The 19,056-nt window shown below is 68.7% G+C and carries 16 protein-coding genes; 5 read left to right on the forward strand and 11 right to left on the reverse strand.

All coding sequences use genetic code 11. From position 1 onward, the window contains the following. Positions 1-4: 4 nt before the first annotated feature. Positions 5-214 (forward strand): SlyX family protein, encoded by a 210-nt coding sequence (locus tag HUS23_08365; protein ID QKT03831.1) that lies wholly within the window; start codon positions 5-7, stop codon positions 212-214. 9 nt (positions 215-223) lie between these two features. Here HUS23_08365 and HUS23_08370 read toward each other — a convergent pair whose 3' ends face one another. The 4 genes from HUS23_08370 to HUS23_08385 form a co-directional block, all read right to left on the reverse strand. Beyond that, positions 224-595: a hypothetical protein gene (locus HUS23_08370; GenBank protein QKT03832.1), complete on the reverse strand. Its 372-nt coding sequence runs from the start codon at positions 593-595 to the stop codon at positions 224-226. Between the two features lie 73 nt (positions 596-668). After that, positions 669-1,055, reverse strand: coding sequence for a response regulator (locus HUS23_08375; protein QKT03833.1), 387 nt, complete (start codon positions 1,053-1,055; stop codon positions 669-671). Continuing rightward, positions 1,036-5,088 carry a PAS domain-containing protein gene (locus tag HUS23_08380; protein ID QKT03834.1) on the reverse strand — a complete coding sequence of 1,351 codons (4,053 nt, stop codon included), beginning with the start codon at positions 5,086-5,088 and terminating at the stop codon, positions 1,036-1,038. Before HUS23_08380 ends, HUS23_08375 begins: the two co-directional genes overlap by 20 nt. 261 nt (positions 5,089-5,349) lie before the next feature. Next, positions 5,350-7,164 (reverse strand): ABC transporter ATP-binding protein/permease, encoded by a 1,815-nt coding sequence (locus HUS23_08385; GenBank protein ID QKT03835.1) that lies wholly within the window; start codon positions 7,162-7,164, stop codon positions 5,350-5,352. Positions 7,165-7,250: 86 nt separating this feature from the next. On the opposite strand from HUS23_08385, the gene HUS23_08390 reads away from it, so the two are divergent. Continuing rightward, on the forward strand, positions 7,251-8,108 hold the full coding sequence (locus HUS23_08390; protein QKT03836.1) for an EamA family transporter: 858 nt from the start codon (positions 7,251-7,253) through the stop codon (positions 8,106-8,108). Positions 8,109-8,235: 127 nt separating this feature from the next. Here HUS23_08390 and HUS23_08395 read toward each other — a convergent pair whose 3' ends face one another. Then, positions 8,236-9,744 (reverse strand): SulP family inorganic anion transporter, encoded by a 1,509-nt coding sequence (locus tag HUS23_08395; GenBank protein ID QKT03837.1) that lies wholly within the window; start codon positions 9,742-9,744, stop codon positions 8,236-8,238. A 292-nt stretch (positions 9,745-10,036) separates the two neighbouring features. Between HUS23_08395 and HUS23_08400 the strand changes: the two genes are divergently transcribed. Next, positions 10,037-10,498, forward strand: a complete 462-nt coding sequence (locus tag HUS23_08400) for a universal stress protein (GenBank protein ID QKT03838.1) — start codon at positions 10,037-10,039, stop codon at positions 10,496-10,498. 18 nt (positions 10,499-10,516) lie between these two features. Here the strand turns inward: HUS23_08400 and HUS23_08405 are convergent, their stop codons facing one another. The 4 genes from HUS23_08405 to HUS23_08420 all read right to left on the reverse strand — a co-directional run bounded on the left by HUS23_08405 (position 10,517) and on the right by HUS23_08420 (position 15,076). Next, a complete protein-coding gene (locus HUS23_08405) occupies positions 10,517-11,740 on the reverse strand; it encodes a GAF domain-containing sensor histidine kinase (protein ID QKT03839.1) in 1,224 nt (407 codons plus the stop codon). Between the two features lie 184 nt (positions 11,741-11,924). Then, positions 11,925-13,157, reverse strand: a complete 1,233-nt coding sequence (locus HUS23_08410) for a HAMP domain-containing histidine kinase (protein ID QKT03840.1) — start codon at positions 13,155-13,157, stop codon at positions 11,925-11,927. Positions 13,158-13,221: 64 nt separating this feature from the next. Next, on the reverse strand, positions 13,222-14,598 hold the full coding sequence (locus HUS23_08415) for an L-serine ammonia-lyase (GenBank protein ID QKT03841.1): 1,377 nt from the start codon (positions 14,596-14,598) through the stop codon (positions 13,222-13,224). Positions 14,599-14,605: 7 nt separating this feature from the next. Continuing rightward, positions 14,606-15,076 carry a hypothetical protein gene (locus tag HUS23_08420; GenBank protein ID QKT03842.1) on the reverse strand — a complete coding sequence of 157 codons (471 nt, stop codon included), beginning with the start codon at positions 15,074-15,076 and terminating at the stop codon, positions 14,606-14,608. An 83-nt stretch (positions 15,077-15,159) separates the two neighbouring features. Here HUS23_08420 and HUS23_08425 point away from each other — a divergent pair, with 83 nt between their 5' ends. Further along, on the forward strand, positions 15,160-15,792 hold the full coding sequence (locus HUS23_08425) for a class II aldolase/adducin family protein (protein ID QKT03843.1): 633 nt from the start codon (positions 15,160-15,162) through the stop codon (positions 15,790-15,792). Positions 15,793-15,825: 33 nt separating this feature from the next. On the opposite strand, the gene HUS23_08430 is transcribed toward HUS23_08425, so the two are convergent. Then, positions 15,826-16,191 carry a nuclear transport factor 2 family protein gene (locus HUS23_08430; GenBank protein ID QKT03844.1) on the reverse strand — a complete coding sequence of 122 codons (366 nt, stop codon included), beginning with the start codon at positions 16,189-16,191 and terminating at the stop codon, positions 15,826-15,828. 328 nt (positions 16,192-16,519) lie between these two features. Here HUS23_08430 and HUS23_08435 point away from each other — a divergent pair, with 328 nt between their 5' ends. Beyond that, positions 16,520-18,535: a PAS domain S-box protein gene (locus tag HUS23_08435; GenBank protein ID QKT03845.1), complete on the forward strand. Its 2,016-nt coding sequence runs from the start codon at positions 16,520-16,522 to the stop codon at positions 18,533-18,535. A gap of 5 nt (positions 18,536-18,540) precedes the next feature. Here HUS23_08435 and HUS23_08440 read toward each other — a convergent pair whose 3' ends face one another. Beyond that, positions 18,541-18,957: a hypothetical protein gene (locus tag HUS23_08440; GenBank protein ID QKT03846.1), complete on the reverse strand. Its 417-nt coding sequence runs from the start codon at positions 18,955-18,957 to the stop codon at positions 18,541-18,543. Positions 18,958-19,056: the final 99 nt, after the last annotated feature.

The raw sequence follows: 19,056 nt of genomic DNA on the forward strand, positions 1-19,056 counted from the left end.
TGACATGGACGCGCAGGCGCGCATCGAAGAATTGGAGATACGCTCGGCCCATCAGGAGCGCGCATTGGAGCAGTTGTCGGAGCAGGTCGCGGCGCAACAGCAGCGTCTGGACGCCCTCGAAGCGCAGTTGGAGCGGCTGCGTGAGCTGTTGCGCGCGGTGGCGCCCTCCGACATTGCGCCCGAGGCGGAGGAGCGGCCGCCGCCGCATTACTGAGCGGTGCGGTCAGGCCGCGCCGAGGAAGCGCACGAACGGCATCAGGCTGAAGTAGAGGATGCCGGCCGCGCCGGCGAGGTAGAGCAGGCTGCGCAGCGGGTGGCGCATGAGCCGCGCGACCAGGGTCTCGTGCTCGCCGCGGCGGCGCCGCTCGGCGTACTCGGTCTGCATTCGCCGCGCGTGTTCGGCCTGCCAGTCGTCCAGCAGGCGCCGCGCCGCGGCCACGTCCGCCCCGTCGCGTAGCCAGATGGCGGCCACCGAGATGCCCCACGGCCCGGCTTGGGTCTCGTAGAAGTCGATACCGTGCTCGCTCAGCAGCGCGCGCACCGCGTCGGCTTCGTCCTCGGGGACGCTGTTGAGCCTGAATAGAAGTGTGGGCACCGCACGGCTCCCGGGCGCGACAAGGGGCGACGAAACGCCCAGCATACCCGAGCGATCGCGCGTGCCGCGAGTCTCAGCGGGCGTGCGACGCCGAGGCCAGGGCCTGGATGCAGGCCTCGATCTCGTCGAACTTCGCCGGCTTGTGCAGGATGCGCACCCCGTGGGACTTGGCCGCTTCGGCAAACGCCACGTCCTTGTTGCCCGTGATCATCAGGCACTGGGTGTCGGCGTGGGCGCGTATGCCTTCGATCACCTCGAGCCCGGTCTTGTCCGGCAGGTAGTAGTCGGTGAGGACCACGTCAGGGCGAAAGCCTTGCTCCACCAGCGCGATGGCCGCCCGGCCGGTGGACGCGTAGCGCGCCTTGAAGCCGGCCTCCCGGAACAGAATCTTCCAAATGGCAACCAGGTCGTCCGAGTCCTCGACGACCAACAGGTGCGTCTCATTCCGAGGCGGCGCCATCCTTCCTCCCGACTTTGGGAATGGTGAGTTCGAAACAGGTGTTGTGGTGCTGGGTGTCGACCCGCAAGTCGCCACGGTGCGCCTTCATGATAGACCGCGCGAGGCTGAGGCCGAGCCCGGTGCCTTCCTCCTTGGTCGTGAAGAACGGCGTCATCACCATCGCGGCGATCTTGCCGGAAATGCCACCGCCGCTGTCGATCACCCGCACCACGGCCGTATCATCCTCCTCCTCGATCTCGATTCGAATCCACTTGTCTTCGAGGTTGCGTACCGCGTCGATGGCGTTGTTGATCAGGTTCACGAACACCTGGCTGAGCTGCGTCGGATGGCAACGGACCGGCAGCGCCTCGCGAGCGGGGTCGAACTCGAGACGCACACCCTTGTTGCGCAGGTGGAAGTCGCACATGGTGATCACGTCGCGTATCAGTGCAATCACGTCGCAGGGGCGCGTGTCGTGGTTGCTGTCCACGCGTGCAAAAGAGCGTAGCCCCACCACAATCTCCGAAATGCGCGCCACGGTGTCCTCGATAGCATCGATGGCCTTATCCGTGTATTCCGGGTGCAGCTTTCCCTCCACCCGCGTCTTGCGGATAAGGTCGACGTAATTCTGGATTGTGTTGAGCGGGGTGTTGAGCTCGTGCGCGATGCCCGCCGCCATCTCGCCCAACGAGGCGAGGCGAGCGGTCTTCAACACCTCTTCCTGCTTGCTACGGATTTGCGTCTCCTGCGCGCGACGCTCGGTCGACTCCACGATCACCAGGATGAGGTGGCGTGCGGGCCGGCGCCCGCGCGGATGGTGTGTGGCGCGGATCTCGAAGTAACGGGTCTGCTCGCCACGTGCCTCGACCTCGATGGGACCGCCGCCCGCACGGGCGAGGCGGGTGGTCAATGCGTCCGCTTGAGTATCGCCAAAGGCCGCCGCCAATACATCACGCAGCGAGGCGCCGTGCAGGTCGACCTCGGGTGCATTGAAGGTGCTGCCAAAGGCGTGCGAGATGAAATCGGCGCGGTAGCCCTGACGGCCGCGGCCGCGATTGAAGATCAGGATGGTCTGGTTGGAGGCGGCGATGACGTCGTGGAACAGCTTAAGCGTGCGGTGCGCCTCGACGCGTTCGGTGATGTCCACGGCGATGGTGCAGAGGGCGTGGGAGGTATCGTGCTCACCCTCGACCAGCGGGAAACGCGTGGCGAGCTTCATGCGCGCACCGCCGGGATAAGGGACGCGCTCCTCGTAGCTGCGGGCGCGCAGTGCGCTCAGGACTTCGAGGTCGCGTTTGTGCATCAGGTCCGCGGTATGGGTGTCGAACAAATCGCGGTCGGTGTTGCCGATAATCTGTTCCTTGTCGCGGCCCAAGGCGCGCGCGAAGTGGTCGTTCACGTAGGTGTAACGGCCTGAGGCGTCCTTCACCGTCAGCACCGCGGGCACGTTCTCGAAAATGGTCGCGAGCGTGCGCTCCGAGGCCTCCGCGCGGCGCAGGCTCGCGGCGATTGCGGTGTAGTCCATGAACGAGGCGACCACGCCGTCCACGCGCCCGGTGTGGCCCCGAATAGGGCGGCAGGTGACCTCCAGGTCGTACTGTTCACTCTGCACCGCCACCGTCTGCGGCCGGTCGTCGTGCAGGCTGCGCTCTATCGCCGCCAGGGCGTCACGCAACGAGTCCTTGTTCGGAATCAGGTGGACGCTCTTGCCCTTGTGGTGCGGATGGACCTCGAGCAGCTTCTCGGCGCCGCGGTTGAAGTCGACCAGGTTGAGGTTCTTGTCCACCATCAGAATCGGGTACTGCGTGGCGTCCTGCACCGCGTGCAGGTAGTTGTTCATGTCGAGCAGTTCGTTCGACTTGATGTTGAGCTCTTCGTTGAGCGTGGTCAGTTCCTCGTTGGTCGACTGTAGTTCTTCATTGGAGGTCTCGAGTTCCTCGTTGGTCGATTGCAGTTCCTCGTTGGCCGAGTGCAGTTCCTCGTTCAGGGCCTGCAACTCTTCGTTGGCGGTCTCCTGCTCCTGGATGACCGTCTGCAGGTGCTCGCGGGTGGCGGCCAGCTCCCGCTCGAGTTCCTCGATCTCACCGGTTCCGGCGGGCTCGCCAGCCGAGGTGGGGGCATGCTGCGGTGTGCTCGGCAGGGCGTCGAAGCTCAGGACCAGCCGCCCTGCATCCTGTATCTGCACCGGGTAGACGCGGGGCTGCACGATGCGCCGACCGTCCGCGCACGCCATCTCGAGATGCGTGCCGAGCGCCATGCGCCTGCTGCGCTTGGCGCGGTGCAGCAGCGTAACGATCTTGTTCTTGATGTCGTCGGCCAGCAGCCTCTCCACCGAATGGGTGACCGTGCCCTCGGGAAAGCGCAAGTATTGGCGCGCGTTGCCATAGATCTCCCGGACCATCAGGTCTTCGTCGAGCACCAGCGAATCGGGCGCGAAGGCGCGGATCAGCGCGAGGAGCTGCTCCTGGGTGGCGCGCGCCTGGTGGAAGCGCTCGGCGGCGCGGCGCGCGCTGCGCTCGAGCGGCAGGCTGGAAAAGGAGATCTCGGGATCGACCGGGCGATCACTACGCTGATAGAGCTTGTTGTCCACCGGGCGGAAGTAGGCCTTGGTGCTGCCGAGCGACTCCGCCTTGCCGAGGAACAGCAGCCCGTTCGGACTGAGCGCGTAGTGGAACAGCTTGATGATGCGTTCCTGCAGGGCGCCGCTGAAGTAGATGAACACGTTGCGGCAGGAGATCAGGTCCATGCGTAGAAACGGCGGGTCGCGGGTCAGGTCGTGGCGCGAGAACACCACCCGTTCACGCACCAGGCGCTTGATCTGGTAGACGCCGTCCAGCTTCTCGAAGTAGCGCGTCACCAGCGCCTTGGGCATGTTCTCCAGCGAGGTCTCGGAGTAGATGCCACGCCGCGCCGCGCTCATCGCCTCCTCGTCGATGTCGGTGGCGAAGATCTGGATATCGAGGTTGAGCTTCAACTCGTCCAGCAGCTCGAGCAGCATGATGGCCAGAGAGTAGGGCTCTTCGCCCGTGGCGCATCCGGCGCTCCATACGCGCACCGGCGTGTCCAGTCCGCGGTGCGGTAGCGTGCGGCGCAGTGCCTCGCGCAGCGACTCGTACTGCTCCTGGTCGCGAAAAAACGAGGTGGCGGAGATCAGCACGTCCTGGAACAGCCGTTTGACCTCCGCGTCGTTCTCATCCACAAACTTCAGGTAGTCCGGCAGGCTCTTGATCCGGTTGGCATTCATCCGCCGCTGGATGCGGCGGTGGAGCGTGTTCGGCTTGTACAGCGCGAAGTCTACCTGGGAGTGTTGCTTGAGCCGATCGAGGATGCGTCGAAAGGGCTCGTCCGCGTCGGGCGCCTCGGTGAGGTCGTCCAAGCGGTTCTGACGCAGATGCTCCAGGATGCCGCCGAGCTGCGCCGCGATATCGCCCGGGGCGAGCACCAGATCGACCACCCCGGTGTTGATCGCGGCGCGGGGCATGCTGTCGTACTTGGCGGTGGTGGGATCCTGGGCGATCACGAAGCCGCCGGCGGCGCGGATCGCGCGCGCGCCCTGCGCGCCGTCGCTGCCGGTGCCGGACAGGATGATCCCGCCGCAGCGGGGCCCGAGCTCCTCGGCCATCGAGCTGAAGCAGCGGTCGATGGAGGGCTTGGGCCCGATGCGGTCGTGCAGGTCCAACAGACGCAGGCGCCCGTCGCGCAGCACGATGTCGTAGTTGGGCGGGGTCACGTAGAGTACGTTGACCTTGAGCGCCTCGCCATCGACCGCCTCGCGCACCTCCATGCGGCTGTCGCGCGCGAGCAGCTCCGCGAGCATGCTGCGGTGATGGGGCGCCATGTGCTGCACGACGATGAAGGCCGCGCCGACCTCCTGATCCAGGCGCGCGAGCAGCGCCCGCTGCGCCTCCAAGCCGCCGGCGGAGGCGCCGATGGCGACCACGAACGGCGCTGCCGGAACGTTGGTGCTGGGCTGCGGGGCGGGGGTGTCCGGTGAGGTCGCGTCGGGGGCCGCGCCCTCCACCGCTTCGGCGGATTCGTTCCCTATCTCGCTCATCTGGTCTCCGTGCACGGGCTTTCCTGCGCCCAGCGCGCACCCTGCCGGCGACGCCGGAAGAGATTTCCGAAAGGCGGGGTGAGCACGCGGGGGAGGCGCGGGCAAAGCGTCAGGGGAAAGGATTCTGCCGCAGAGCGCCGGGCGCGGGCATTGGGGAAATACCTGATAGCGGCACGACGCCCGGGGGGGCTGTGAATCAGCGGCTTGCGCCGAGCGCCGCCTTTCTGCCCGGCGATGCGGCGTACGGCCCGGCGGGTGGACTCAGTCCCGTCCCTCGGTCGACGCGTCGCTGTGCCGCGTCTGTTGCTGAACCGCCCACAGGCGGGCGTAATGGCCGCCGCCGGCCAGCAGCGCCTGATGGTCGCCCACCTCGACGATGCGCCCGTGCTCCATCACCAGGATGCGGTCGGCGTCCACCACGGTGGACAGGCGGTGGGCGATCACCAGCGTGGTGTGGTCGGCCGAGACCTCTCGTAGGGCTTGCAGAATGCCCTGCTCGGCGGTGCTGTCGAGCGCCGAGGTAGCTTCGTCGAACACCAGGATGCGCGGGCGCTTGAGCAGCGCGCGGGCGATGGCGACGCGCTGCTTCTCGCCGCCGGAGAGCTTCAGGCCCCGCTCACCCACCACGGTGTCGTAGCCCTGCGGCAGGCTGGCGATGAAGTGGTCGATGTGCGCGAGGCGCGCCGCTTCTCGAATCTCCGCGCGGGTCGCGTCGGGGCGTGCGTAGGCGAGGTTGTAGTACAGCGTCTCGTTGAACAACACGGTGTCCTGCGGCACGATGCCGATCGCTGCGCGCAGGCTGGACTGGCTGACCTCGCGAATGTCCTGCCCGTCGATCAGGATGCGGCCGCGGTTCACGTCGTAAAAGCGGAACAGCAGCCGCACCAGGGTCGATTTGCCCGCCCCGCTCGGGCCCACCACCGCGAGCTTGCCGCCCGGCGGAATGGTGAAGTCCACGTCGCGCAGGTTGACCCGGTCGCCGCGGTAGTCGAAGTCCACGTGCTCGAAGCGGACCTCGCCGCGTGTCACGCGCAGCGGCGGCGCGTCGGGGCGGTCGCGGATCTCCGGCCGCTCGTCCAGCAGCGTCACCAGGCGGTCCATATCGACCAGCGCGTACTTGATCTGCCGGTACACGATGCCCAGCATGCCGAGCGGGATGAACAGCTGCAGCAGCATGGCGTTGACCAGCACCAGGTCGCCCAAGGTCATGGTGCCGGCGCGCACGCCGGCGGCGGCAAACAGCATGATGAGCGTCACGCCGACGGCGATGATGGCCGCCTGGCCGAAGTTCAGCACCGACATCGACGTGGTGGCGCGCACCGCCGTGTCCTCCCACTGGCGCAGGGTGTCGTCGCAGCGGCGCGCCTCCAGCGCCTCGTTGCCGAAGTATTTCACCGTCTCGTAGTTGATCAGCCCGTCCATGGCCTCGTTGTTGGCTTGCGACTCCAGGCGGTTCATCGCGTGGCGGTGCTCCATGCGCCAGTTGCTGACTGCGATGGTGAACAGCACGTAGGCGACGATGCTGGCGATGACGATAAGCCCGAACACCGCCTCGTAGCGCCACAGCAAGACCCCCAGCACCAACCCGAGCTCGACCAGCACCGGCAGGATGCTGAACACCAGGTAGTTGAGCAGGCTGCTGAGGCTGCCGGCGGCACGCTGCAGGTCGCGCCCGATGGCGCCGGTCTTGCGCTCCAGGTGGAAGCGCAGCGCGAGTCGGTGCAGGTGCTCGACGGTGCGCAGGGTGAGGCGCCGCATGGCGCGATAGCGCACCCGCGCAAACAGCGCGTCGCGCAGTTCGTTGAATCCGGCACTGGCCAGGCGCAGCGCGCCGTAGCCCATCAGCAGCGCCACCGGCAGCACCACCTCGGGGGTCAGCGTGGCATCCAGCGCGTCGACGATCTCCTTGAGCACCAGCGGCACGCCCACGTTGGCCACCTTGGCCAGGATCAGGAAACCGAGCGCGAGCGCCGCGCGGCCGCGGTACTCCCACAGGTAGGGCAGCAGATTGCGGAGGTTGTGCCAGTCGCGGCGGGTGCGGTGCAGATCGTCGCGCGGCGAGGCGGAGGGACGCATGGAGCGCGAGTATATCAGGGGCGCCGCGTCGCCTAGCCTTGGTGGAGTTCGAGCGTCCAGCGCGGCGCGCTACGTTAGGGAGGCCCATGACCCGCAGGGCGTACTACGGCTATATGGGCGTCGCCGTGCTCGCCCTCGGCGCCATGCCGTTCTTCAAGAAGGCGGCGGTGGAGGCGGGGCTGGGCGCCTATCCGCTTGCCTTGGTGGTGGCGCTCGCCGCCGCGCTCGGCGCCTGGGTCCTGGTGCGGGCGACCGGCGCGCCCGCCTACCTGCCGCGCCGGGTCTGGCCGCACCTCGCGCTGATCGGCGTGCTGGCGGCCGGGGTGGTGGTGTTGATCAATGCGCTCGCGCTGACCAGCACCAGCGCCACCAATCAAAGTCTGTTCCAGGCCATGTACCCGAGTTCCACCTTATTGTTCGCCTGGCTGGTGCTCGGCGAGCGCCTGCGACCGGCGCACTACGCCATGATCGTGGTGATGAGCCTCGGGGTGCTGCTGGTCAACAGCGACGACGGTGCGCTGGCGCTGGGCGCCGGCTTCTGGCTGTTGCTCGCGACGCTGCCGATCATGGGATTCTGCGACGCCTACGCCAAGCGCACCATGGCGCAGGTGGGCCCGGACCAGGTGGCGGTGGGACGGTTCGCCTTCGGCGCACTGCTGCTGGTGCTGCTGTTCCCCATGGCGCGCGCCGGGGATTGGGACGCGCTCGGGGTTGCCTGGCCCTGGGCCGCGCTGGGCGGGGCCATGACGGCGCTGGGGGTGTTCGCGCTCTACCGCGCGCTGCGGGTGCAGAAGGCCGGCGTGGTCGGCGCGCTGGTGGCCACTGCGCCGGTGCTCACCGCACTGCTGGAGGCGACGTTCCTCGGCCAGGTGTTCGCGCCGTGGCAGGTGGCGGGCGTGGCGCTGGTGGTCGCCGGTGCGGCGCTGCTGGCGCTACGCGCCTGACCTCGGCGGTGAGCGACGCCAGCAAGCTGCCGCTCACGAAGCGGAGCGCAATGCCCCGCTGTGTGTCGAACGTCACGGCCCACGGCGCAATGCACTGCGCTTTGCGCCTACACCGCGCAGTCAGGAGTCAGTGCCCGCCGGGCGAGAGATCGACGCCCTTGTCGTGTAGCGCGAGGCGGTCGTGCAGGTCGCCGCCGCTCTCCTGCCGGGGTCTGAGTACCTCCACCGCGATGCCGTTGCGGCGCAGCTTGCCGACCACCTTGTCGATGGCGGCCACCGCGGAGCTGTCCCACAGCCAAGCGTGACGTAGATCGATCACCACGCGCTTCACGTCTTCGTCGTAGTCGAAGGCGGCAATGAACTTGTCGGCCGCCACGAAGAACAACTGGCCGTGTACGCGGTAAGTGCGCTCGGGGCTGCCGGGCGCGCGTTCGGTTTCGATGTCGATGCTCTGCGCGATCTTGCGCGCGAAGAACACCGCCGACAGCAGCACGCCGGCGAACACGCCCTTGGCGAGATCGTGGGTGACGACCACGGTGCCCACGGTCACGATGAGCACGAAGGCGTCGGTGCGCGGGAGCTTCGCGAGCGCCGGTATGGAGGTCCAGTCGAAGGTGCCGATGGACACCATGATCATCACCGCGACCAGCGCCGCCATGGGGATCATGGACACGAGGTCTCCGAGCACCAGGATGAAGAACAACAGGTAGAGACCGGCGGCGAGCGTGGAGAGCCGCCCCAGCCCGCCCGATTTGATGTTGATCACCGACTGGCCGATCATCGCGCAGCCCGCCATGCCGCCCAGGAAGCCGGTGGCGATGTTGGCGATGCCCTGCCCCTGCGCCTCGCGGTTCTTGTCGCTGGGCGTGTCGGTCAGGTCGTCCACGATGGAGGCGGTCAGCAGCGACTCCAGCAGGCCGACGATGGCCAGGGTGAGCGACACCGGGAAGATGATCTGCAGCGTCTCCCAGGTGAGGGGCACGTCCGGCAGCAGGAAGAAGGGCAGCCCGTCCGGCAACTCGCCCATGTCCCCGACGTTGGACAGCGGCAGGCCGAAGAAAAAGGCGGCGGCGGTGAGCAGTACGATGGCAATCAGCGGCGGCGGCAGCATGCGCGGGTAGCCGGGGAGGTAGGGCAGGCCGTAGATGAGCGCGAGCCCCGCCGCGACCATGGCATACATGATCCAGCCGGCGTCCACGAAGTGCGGCAGCTGTGCCATGAAGATGAGGATCGCCAGCGCGTTGACGAAGCCCACCATCACCGTGCGCGGGATGAACATCATGTAGCGCGCGAGCCGGAACCAGGCGAACAGCAATTGGATGACGCCCGTGAGCAGCGTTGCGGCGAGCAGGTATTGCAGCCCGTGTTCGGCCACCAGGGTGACCATGAGCAGCGCCATGGCGCCGGTGGCGGCGGAGATCATGCCGGGGCGCCCACCCGCGAAGGCGATCACCACCGCCATGGAGAACGAGGCGTACAGGCCGACCTTGGGATCGACGCCCGCGATGATGGAAAAGGCGATGGCTTCGGGGATCAGCGCCAGGGCGACCACCACGCCGGCGATCAGGTCCCCGCGAACGTTGAAGAACCACGTCTCGCGGATCGAGCCCCACGTGCGGCGTATCGCCTTGTGCATCTATCACCCCTCGGAAAAGCGAAACACCGGCCCCGCCACCTCGTCCCGCGACGCGGCGCTGCCGGAAAACTCGAAACTCGGGATATTCAGCGCCCGCCTTGTCGGCGGGGAGGCGCAACCCGGAGGGGCACGCCGTAGAGGGAATCCTTGCAACCCTGCACCGCAACCGAAACCATGCAGGGGAGACGGTGTTTATCTCAATAAAGATGTGCGAATATACTAATTATCTTATTCTTGAGTATCAAGTTCCGCGCACGGCGCGCGCGGGACGTCCGTCCCGCGGAGATCAACCATGTTGCGTCGCATCCTGATTCCGGTCGATTTTTCCTCCGCCTCCGCCGAGGCCTTGGCCATCGCGCGCCAGTATTGCCCCGGCGGCACCAAGCGCCTGCTGCATGTGCTCGATCCCAAGACGCTCGCGAGCGACACGGCTAATCCGCGCCTGTCGCCCATCCACGCCAAGGACATCCGGCGCGAGGCCGAAGAGGCCGGCTTCGAGAAGCTGCGCCGCTGGGCGCTGGACTCCGACGAGGTGGCGCTGGCGGTCGGTAATGCCGCCGAGGCGATCTTGAAGCACGCCGAGGAGTGGAACGCCGACATGATTGTGATCGGCACCCGCGGGCGCCGCGGCATCGCCAACTTCCTGTCCGGCTCGGCCACCGAGTGGCTGGTGCGTCATGCCAAACTGCCTGTGCTGGTGGTGCACGACGTGCCGCTGGACGCCGAGACGGCCTGCCGGCTGCCGCCCCAGTAGCCGCCGACACGCTGTTGTTCAGCCAACCTGCTGCGGTGCGCGCACGTCGAGCGGCGGTGGCGGGTGGCTGGCTTCAGTCGATGCCCCCGGCCCTGACGCATGGCGGGGCAGGCGCACCCGGAACACCGTCCCCAGCTCCTCCCCCGACTCCACTTCGATAGCGCCGCCATGGGCGCGCACGATCTGATCGCTGATATGCAGCCCCAGCCCGAGCGAGCCACAGCTGCCGCCCGAACCCTGCCGAAAGGCCTCGAACAGGTGCGGCATGCAGTCCGACGGGATGGGCGGGCCATCGTTGTGCACTTCGATGCGGCAGTCGTCCTCCGCCGCGTTGACCACCCGCACCTCGACCACGCCGCCGGCACCGTGCTCCACCGCATTGCGAATCAGGTTGCCGATGGCGTCGGTCAGGCGCTGGGCATCCCACACGCCGGGTGCGGGCTCGGTGCACACCTGGATGCTGTGCTGGGGATAGGCCGCGCGCACCTCGTCCGCCGCGGCGGCGCACACCTCGTCGAGGCGCGCGGTGTGCACGCTGAGCGGCCAGCCCTCGCGCTGCAGCTTGGCGTAGTGCATCAGGTGGTTGACCAGGTGGGTCGCGTGCGCGGTGCTGCGTCGAATGCGCGTCAGCGCCGCCTGCATCTCGCCCTCTGAACCGGCTACGGCATTGCGCGCGAGGGTTTCGGTCGTATTGCTGACCGCCGCCAGCGGCGTGCGCAGGTCGTGCGCCACCATGGCGAGCACGCGCAGTCCGCCGTTCGCACCATCCATGTCGGCCGCCGCTCGGGCGCGGCAGCAACGCAGCGCGAGGTGGGCGCTTTGGGCGATGCGGCCCAGCAGGAACAGCTCGCGACGGGTCGCCCGATGGGGCTGCGCCCAATAGACGCCCAGCGCGCCGAGCGGATCATCCCAACCGAGCGGCAACGCCGCCAGGCTCTTCACGAAGGTCGGCCGGTAGGCGTCGACCAGGATGCGCGGGTCGGCGAACACGTCTTCGACCACGGTGGCGGCCCGGTGGTGCATCACCCAGCCCGAGATGGATTGCGAGGCGTCGAAGCGCCGCCCCTTCCAGAGCGGGCCGACGGCGTCCTCGTCGGCGTAGTGGACCCGCTCTCCTTCACTTAGCACGAAGCTGACCCCGTCCACTCCTAGCAGCAAGCGGGTGCAGCGGCAGGTACGATGCGCGAGGCCGGCGGTGTCGGTGGCTTCGGCGAGACTGTGCAGGACGTCTGCCAGCGCCAATGCATCTTCGGTGGAGATCTCTGTGGCCGTCCTTGGCACGGAAGCGCCCTCGGCGAGCTTTCAAAGTGTGATGTATTTCACGATATGCGCGCGTCAAGCCGGGGTCAATGTCGTGCGTGCCGCATCCTGCGCTCGTCGCCGGTCGTTTTGCCGCGCCTGCGCTATGCGCCGGGGAGCGAGCCGCTCAGACTTGGCTTTGGGCGGGTGGCGTAGCGTGTTCCGGCTCCAGCACGCCGTGCCGCTGAGGGAGCCGTACGATGAACTGGGTGCCGTCGCGCGGCGAGGAGGCCACCTCGATGCGCCCGCCGTGCGCCCGCACGATCTGCGCGGCGATGTGCAGGCCGAGCCCCAGCGAGGTGTTACCCGCCGCCGGGCCGTGATGAAAGGCGTCGAACAAATGCGGGAGCTGGTCGACCGGAATGGCGGGGCCGCTGTTGTGTACCCGGATACGGCATTCTTCGTCTCCAGACTCGACGTGGATGTCGATGGCCGCGTCTTGGGCGCCGTGCTCCACGGCGTTGCGCAGCAGATTGCCGATGGCGTCGGTGAGCCGGTGGGCGTCGCACAGGGCGGCTGTTTCCACGCCGTGGACGCGGATGAGCCGATCCGGATGCGCGGCGCGTACCTCGTCGGCCGCGGCGCCGCAGATGGCATCCACCCGCGCCTCGCGCACCGACAAATCGAGCGATCCGCGCCCGAGCTTGGCGTACTGCAGGAGCTGATCGACCAAGTGCGCGGCATGGGCGGTACTGTGCATGATGCGCAGCGCCGCCTTGCGCTGCGCCCCATTGGCCGCGCCGTAAGCCAGCGCTTGGCTGGAGTTGGCCACCGCCGCCAGCGGGTTGCGCAGATCGTGCGCCACCGTTGCCAGGGCGTGCAGGTCGTTCTCGCGGGCCTGCGCAACATCGGTGGCGGCGGCCGTGAGGCAGCGACGCAGCGCCGCGTGGATGCCGCGCGCGGCGCGCTCCACGAGAAAGCGCTCGCGCGGCGTCGCCTGATGGCGGTGCGCCCAGTAGACGCCCAGCGCCCCCAGCGGTTCGTCGCGGTCGAGGGGCGTCATGATGAGGCTCTTCACGAAGGTGGGCCGATAGGCCTCCAGCGGGATGCGAGGGTCCGCCTCGATGTCCTCGATGACGGCCGCGACGCGGTGCTCGATGGCCCAGCCGGAGATGCAGGCGGCGGCGGGAAAGCGCCGTCCCTTCCAGAGTCGGCTGGCGGCGTCCTCTTCCGCGTAATAGACCTGCGTGCCCTCGGCCAGCACGAAGGTGACGCCATCGGCGCCGAGCAGGCGGCGCACGCCGTGGCAAGCGGTGCGTGCGAGCTCCGCGGTGTCGGTGGCCCCGGCCACTTGCTGCAGCATATCGGCGAGCGTGAGCGCGTCGTCGACGGATACCGCGGCCTGCCCTGGCTCGATCATCCGCTTACTCCGGCGTGAGGAAGCCACACTATAACCACGCCGGCGGAAGTTGGTCAAAAATCGATCAACACTCGATGACGTTTACCGCCAGCCCGCCGCGGGCGGTTTCCTTGTATTTGTCCTTCATATCGGCGCCGGTCTCGCGCATGGTCTTGATCACCCGGTCCAGTGATACGGTGTGGCGCCCGTCGCCGCGCAGCGCCATGCGCGCGGCGTTGATCGCCTTGACCGCGCCCATGGCGTTGCGCTCGATGCACGGCACCTGCACCAGTCCGCCGACCGGGTCGCAAGTCAGCCCCAAGTTGTGTTCCATGGCGATCTCGGCCGCGTTCTCGACCTGAGCCGGCGTGCCGCCCAGCACCTCGGTGAGTGCGCCGGCGGCCATGGACGAGGCCGCGCCCACCTCGCCCTGACAGCCGACCTCGGCGCCGGAGATCGAGGCGTTCTCTTTGTACAAAATGCCGATCGCGCCGGCGGTGAGCAGGAAGCGCACCACGCCGTCCTCGCTCGCGCCGGGTGAGAACTTCCAGTAGTAGTGCAGCACCGCCGGCACGATACCCGCCGCGCCGTTGGTCGGCGCGGTGACCACGCGTCCGCCGGCGGCGTTTTCCTCGTTGACCGCCAGCGCGTACAGATTGACCCAGTCGAGCGCGCCGAGGGCGCCCTCGTTCGGCGTCGTGTCGGCGGTGAGCTGGCGATGGAGGCCGGGCGCGCGGCGCTTGACCTTCAGCCCCCCGGGCAGCACCCCCTCGTGGCGGCAGCCGCGCGCGACGCAGTCCTGCATCACGGCCCACAGGCGCAGCAGCCCGGCACGGATCGACTCCTCGCTGCGCCACGCCTGTTCGTTGGCGAGCATCAACGCGCTGATCGGCCGCTGGTGCTCGGCGCAGTGCGCGAGCAGCTCGGTCGCCGAGTGGAACGGGTAGGACTGCGGTGTCCGATCCTCCACGATGCGCGGCCGACCGTCGGCATCGGCCTCCGCCACGAAGCCGCCGCCCACCGAGTAGTAGGTGCGCTCGTCGAGCACCGTCTCGTCCTCCGCCAGGGCCTGCAGGCGCAGCCCGTTGGGATGGCCGGGCAGTCCCTGTCGGCGGTGGAAGACGATGTCGCGCCCGCGCTCGAAGCGGACCGGGTGACGGCCGAGTAAGGACAGGCGCTGCTCGTCGTCCACGGCGGCGAGACGCTGCGGGATGTCCGCCACCGCCACCGTCTCCGGGTCGGCGCCCTGCAGGCCGAGGATGACCGCGCGGTCCGTGCCGTGCCCCTTGCCGGTCGCGCCCAGCGAGCCGTACAGGGCGATGCGCACCTGTCGCGTGCGCGGCAGCAAACCCTCGCTGTCCAGCGCCTCGGCAAAGCGCCGCGCCGCGCGCATAGGGCCCACGGTGTGCGAGCTGGAGGGCCCGATGCCGATCCGAAACAGTTCGAAGACGCTGATGGCCATGGCTTCCTCAGCGTTGCGCGCGGGCGAGCGCCGCGCCGGCGCCGAGGCCCAGCGCCAGGGCCCCGAAGGCCAGCGCCAGCGAGCGGTGGGAGATGCGGTGCTCCCAGCCGGGGGTGAGGCGGCGGGGCACGAGGTGATAGTCGGTCAAATAGGCCAGCGCCGCGGTGGCGGCCGCCGCGACGGGGGCAGCGGCCTTGCCGCGCGCGTCGAGGCGGGCCCCGAACAGCCGCTCCATGACCAGCGCCCAGAAGCCCGTCGCGCCCGCATTGATGAGCAGGCCCGGCAGTGTATGGTTTACGGTGACGCGGCCGCTGGCCGCAGCGCGCGGCCCCCACAGCACGTGGCTGGTGGCGTTGATGGGCGCGAGCGCGCTGCCGCTGTCGTGGCGCCCGCGCAGCGCGACCGTGAGCAGCGTGGTCACGGTCGCGAGCGCGGTGGGCGCGGCGGCGTCCCGCATCGACTGGCGCCAGGGTTTCATGCGCACCTCCATGTCGTTGTGGACCAGCCGAAGTATAGGTAGCCAGCCGCCGCCAGGGCGGCCGCCGGACAACGAGGCTCGTCATGCAGCCCGACGAGGGTGTGATCAAATTCGACTTGCGCCATCGGTCGGCGCCGCCGCTGCCGGCACCGACCCTGCGCGCGCTGAACGGTTGGCGCAGCCTGCTGTTTCGGCTCGGACTGATCGGCCGCGACCCGGCGCGCTACGATGGCGCGGGCTACGGCAACGTGAGCCGGCGCCTCGGCGCCGGCCGCCCGCCGCGCTTTGCGATCAGCGGCAGCCAGACGGGGCACCTGCCGACGCTCGCGCCCGCGCATTACGCGGTGGTCACCGACTGCGACGCGGCCCGCAATCGCGTGGTGGCGCAAGGGCCCGTGGCGCCGTCGTCCGAATCTCTGACCCATGACATGCTCTACCGCCTCGACCCGCGGATCGGCTACGTGTTCCACGTGCACGCGCCCTGCATCTGGGCCCGGCGCGCCTCCCTCGGGATGCCGAGCACCGACCCAGCGATCCCCTATGGAACCGTGGCGATGGCCGAAGCCGTGGCGGCGCTCTTTGACGACCCGGCGGTTCGCCGGGCGCGCGTGTTCGCCATGGGCGGTCACGAGGATGGCCTCGTCGCCTTCGGGCGCACCGCCGACCAAGCCGGCGCGCCGCTGGTGAGCCTGCTCGCCCGCGCGCTCGCCGGGTAGCCGCCGCGCCCCGGCGCCCGCGCGGGCGGGATCTTACGCCGTCGGCCCTTCGTCCCAGGCCTGTACATCCACCTCGCGTGAGATCTTGCCGCCCCGCAGGTGGATGGTGCTATTCATGAAGACCCGCGCCCCGTCCGGGTAGCGGCATTCCTCGGTGAGCGCGAAGCCCTTGTCGCTGACGATTTCGTCCAGCACGCGGTGCTGCATGTCGCGGCCCATCACGTCGCGCAGGTAAGTCTCGATGGCGCGCTTGCCGTGCAGCTCCATCGGCCGGCTGGGCGGATGATCGCGGTCGACGACCTTCAGTTCGGCGTCATCGGCGTACAGCGAGAGCATCTGCTCGATATCCCGCGACTCGAGCGCGGTGTGCAGCGACTGACAGATCGATTGGGTGTTCATGGGGAGGTCCTCAGGGTGAGTGGGGGGCACACCCCGCGCGGCGGGCCCCTTGGTCCCGCTCGGCCCGCCGGCGGAACGCTCATTTCAAAGTATAGGCGCGGCAAGCAGCCGCCACTGACCCAGGCACGGCCGGCCTGCGCGTGCTTTCGAGGTGCACGTGGGGCGAGCGACGGCCAATCCGCATCAACGTCAGGCTATGGCGAGCCGCTCCCGCTTGATCGGCTATCGCTTTGCGTTCTCGTTCGCCCTGGGGAGGTTGGCGCCTCTTGTGGTACCTTGGCCGCCTGCTTAGGCTTGTGTGCGCCGGCACGGCGCCGGAAGAAGTTCGATGGACAAGGAACAGACCATGTCGGACGATTCTTTGCTTGATCCCGCAGGGGCAGCGCTCGATCCCGCGGGGGCACCGCTCGATCCTGCAGGCGCGGAAGCCCTGTTGGCCGCCATCGTGGATTCCTCCACCGACGCCATCATCAGCAAGGACCTCAGCGGGCGCATCCTCACCTGGAACCGCGCCGCCGAACGTCTGTTCGGCTACACCGCCGCCGAGGCGATCGGCCAGCCGATTTTCATCATCATACCGCCCGAGCGGGCGGACGAGCCCACGCAAATCCTGACGCGCATCAAGGCCGGCGAGCGCGTGGCGCATTTCGACACGGTGCGCGTGGCCAAGGACGGCACGCGGATCGACATCTCCCTCACCGTCTCCCCGATCAAGGACGCCGCGGGGCGCACCATTGGTGCCTCCAAGATTGCGCGCGACATCCGTGAGCGGCGGGCCGCCGAGGCCACGCTGCGCGAGCGCGAGGCGCGCCTCGCGGCGCGGGCGGCCGAACTGCAGACGCTGATGGACGAGGTGCCGGCGGTGGTGTTCATCGCCGACGACCCGGAGTGCCACCTGATCCGCGCCAACCGGGCGGGGCACGAGCTCCTGCGCGTGCCGCCGGGCGACAATACCTCCAAGACGGCGGCCGATCCCCGCGAGCGGCCCGCCAACTTTCGCGTGTACCGCGACGGCGCGGAACTCGCGCCCGAGGATTTGCCGGTGCAGCGGGCGGCGCGCGGCGAGTACATCCGCAACTTCGAGGAGGAGATCCGCTTCGACGACGGCGAGGTGCGCCAGATGCTGGGCAATGCCGCGCCGCTGTTCGACGAGGCGGGCCAACCTCGCGGTGCCGTGGCCGCCTTCGTGGACGTCACCGCCCTCAAGCGCGTGGAACAGGCGCTACGCGACGACCACCGCCGCAAGGATGAATTCCTCGCGGTGCTCGGTCATGAACTGCGCAATCCGCTCGCCCCGATCGCCAATGCCGTGGAGTTGCTCCTGGTCAAGCGCGGTCAGGAGCCCGACGTGCGTTGGGCGGCGGATCTCATCCAGCGGCAGCTCAAACACATCGGCCGCCTGGTCGACGACCTGCTCGACCTGTCGCGCGTCAGCCGCGGCACGCTGGAGCTGCGCCGCGAGTCGGTGGATGCGCGCGAGCTCGCGAGCCAGGCGGCCGAGACCGTCACGCCGCTGCTCAAGGCGCGCGGCCATACCCTGGAGCTCGAACTTCCGCCGGAGCCGATGCGCGTCTACGTCGATCCGCACCGCTTGGTGCAGGTGCTGCTGAACCTGCTCAACAACGCGGTGAAGTACACGCCTGAAGGCGGGCGCATCGGCCTGCAGGTGGCGCAGGAGGACGGCCGTCTGGTGTGTCGGGTACGCGACAACGGCATCGGCATTGCGCCACAGGACCTCACGCGCGTGTTCGAGCTCTTCACGCGCGCGCCCGGCGCGGCCGCGCAGTCGCCGGGCTTGGGCATCGGCCTGACCCTGGTCCGGCGCGTGGTGGAACTGCACGGCGGGCGCGTGGATGTCGTGAGCGAGGGTCCCGGCCACGGGAGCGAGTTCACCGTGAGCCTGCCGATCTTGCAGGCCGACCCGCTGCCGGTGGTGGTGGGCGGTACGTCGGCCGAGCGCGCGCGGGTATCGCGGCGCATCCTGGTGGTGGACGATAACGAGGACGGGGCGCTATCCCTCGCCATGCTACTGAACGGCCTGGGGCATCAGGCGGAGGTCGCGCTGACCGGCGTCGAGGCGTGCGAGAGCGCACGCGCGCAGCAGCCCGAGGTGGTGTTCCTGGACATCGATCTGCCGGACCTCAGCGGTTATGAGGTCGCGCGCGAACTGCGCGCGCTGCTGGGGCGGCGCGTGCGCCTGATCGCACTGACCGGCTATGGCGGCGAGGATGCGGCGCAGCGCGCCCACGATGCGGGGTTCGACGTGTACCTGATGAAGCCCCTGCTCGGCGAGCGCCTGCACGCCATCGTGGAAGGATCCGCGCCCGATTGGGCGGCGGGCTGAGGGGACTAGTCCTCCAGCTCGCCCTTGGGTACCACCCGGTGAGACGGCACTTGCTGACCGCGCCGCCAGGCGCGCTCCAACTCGCGTGCCTCCTCATAGCTGCGCAGGGCGCGCGCTACTTGCGGATGTGTGGCAGCCTCGGTGTTGCGCACCGCCCGCACCACGTCCGCGGACGCCAGCCGCAGATCGGTCTCCACGATCCAGTCTTCCTTTTCGCGGCGCATCCGCAGCCGACGGCCGGCCCAGACCCCCAGCGCGCCGAGCCCGCCGAACACCGCCGCTGCCTGGATGACCATCTCCGGTGCCACGGGCAATGCGTCGCCGAGGTAGCCCCATAGCAGCAGGACCATCACCAAGAGGAAGGCGTTGGAGGCGTAAGCCAGCGCTTCGAACAACACTTCCGGGACACGCGCGATCAGCATGGGTCGAACCTTTTGAAACCTGTGCAAGTGCGCGTCGTACTTTAGAGTCGGCCGCCGGCCGCCGCTGTGAAGCGCACTCCAAAGACTGGCGCGCGCTTA

This window comes from Ectothiorhodospiraceae bacterium 2226, assembly GCA_013348725.1.
Classification (GTDB): domain Bacteria; phylum Pseudomonadota; class Gammaproteobacteria.

Coding starts and splice junctions, on each gene's coding strand:
- HUS23_08415 (QKT03841.1), bottom strand. CDS start 14,598: ATGGCCATCAGCGTCTTCGAACTGTTTCGGATCGGCATCGGGCCCTCC.
- HUS23_08385 (QKT03835.1), bottom strand. CDS start 7,164: ATGCGTCCCTCCGCCTCGCCGCGCGACGATCTGCACCGCACCCGCCGC.
- HUS23_08435 (QKT03845.1), top strand. CDS start 16,520: ATGGACAAGGAACAGACCATGTCGGACGATTCTTTGCTTGATCCCGCA.
- HUS23_08365 (QKT03831.1), top strand. CDS start 5: ATGGACGCGCAGGCGCGCATCGAAGAATTGGAGATACGCTCGGCCCAT.
- HUS23_08400 (QKT03838.1), top strand. CDS start 10,037: ATGTTGCGTCGCATCCTGATTCCGGTCGATTTTTCCTCCGCCTCCGCC.
- HUS23_08380 (QKT03834.1), bottom strand. CDS start 5,088: ATGAGCGAGATAGGGAACGAATCCGCCGAAGCGGTGGAGGGCGCGGCC.
- HUS23_08410 (QKT03840.1), bottom strand. CDS start 13,157: ATGATCGAGCCAGGGCAGGCCGCGGTATCCGTCGACGACGCGCTCACG.
- HUS23_08420 (QKT03842.1), bottom strand. CDS start 15,076: ATGAAACCCTGGCGCCAGTCGATGCGGGACGCCGCCGCGCCCACCGCG.
- HUS23_08395 (QKT03837.1), bottom strand. CDS start 9,744: ATGCACAAGGCGATACGCCGCACGTGGGGCTCGATCCGCGAGACGTGG.
- HUS23_08425 (QKT03843.1), top strand. CDS start 15,160: ATGCAGCCCGACGAGGGTGTGATCAAATTCGACTTGCGCCATCGGTCG.
- HUS23_08430 (QKT03844.1), bottom strand. CDS start 16,191: ATGAACACCCAATCGATCTGTCAGTCGCTGCACACCGCGCTCGAGTCG.
- HUS23_08375 (QKT03833.1), bottom strand. CDS start 1,055: ATGGCGCCGCCTCGGAATGAGACGCACCTGTTGGTCGTCGAGGACTCG.
- HUS23_08390 (QKT03836.1), top strand. CDS start 7,251: ATGACCCGCAGGGCGTACTACGGCTATATGGGCGTCGCCGTGCTCGCC.
- HUS23_08440 (QKT03846.1), bottom strand. CDS start 18,957: ATGCTGATCGCGCGTGTCCCGGAAGTGTTGTTCGAAGCGCTGGCTTAC.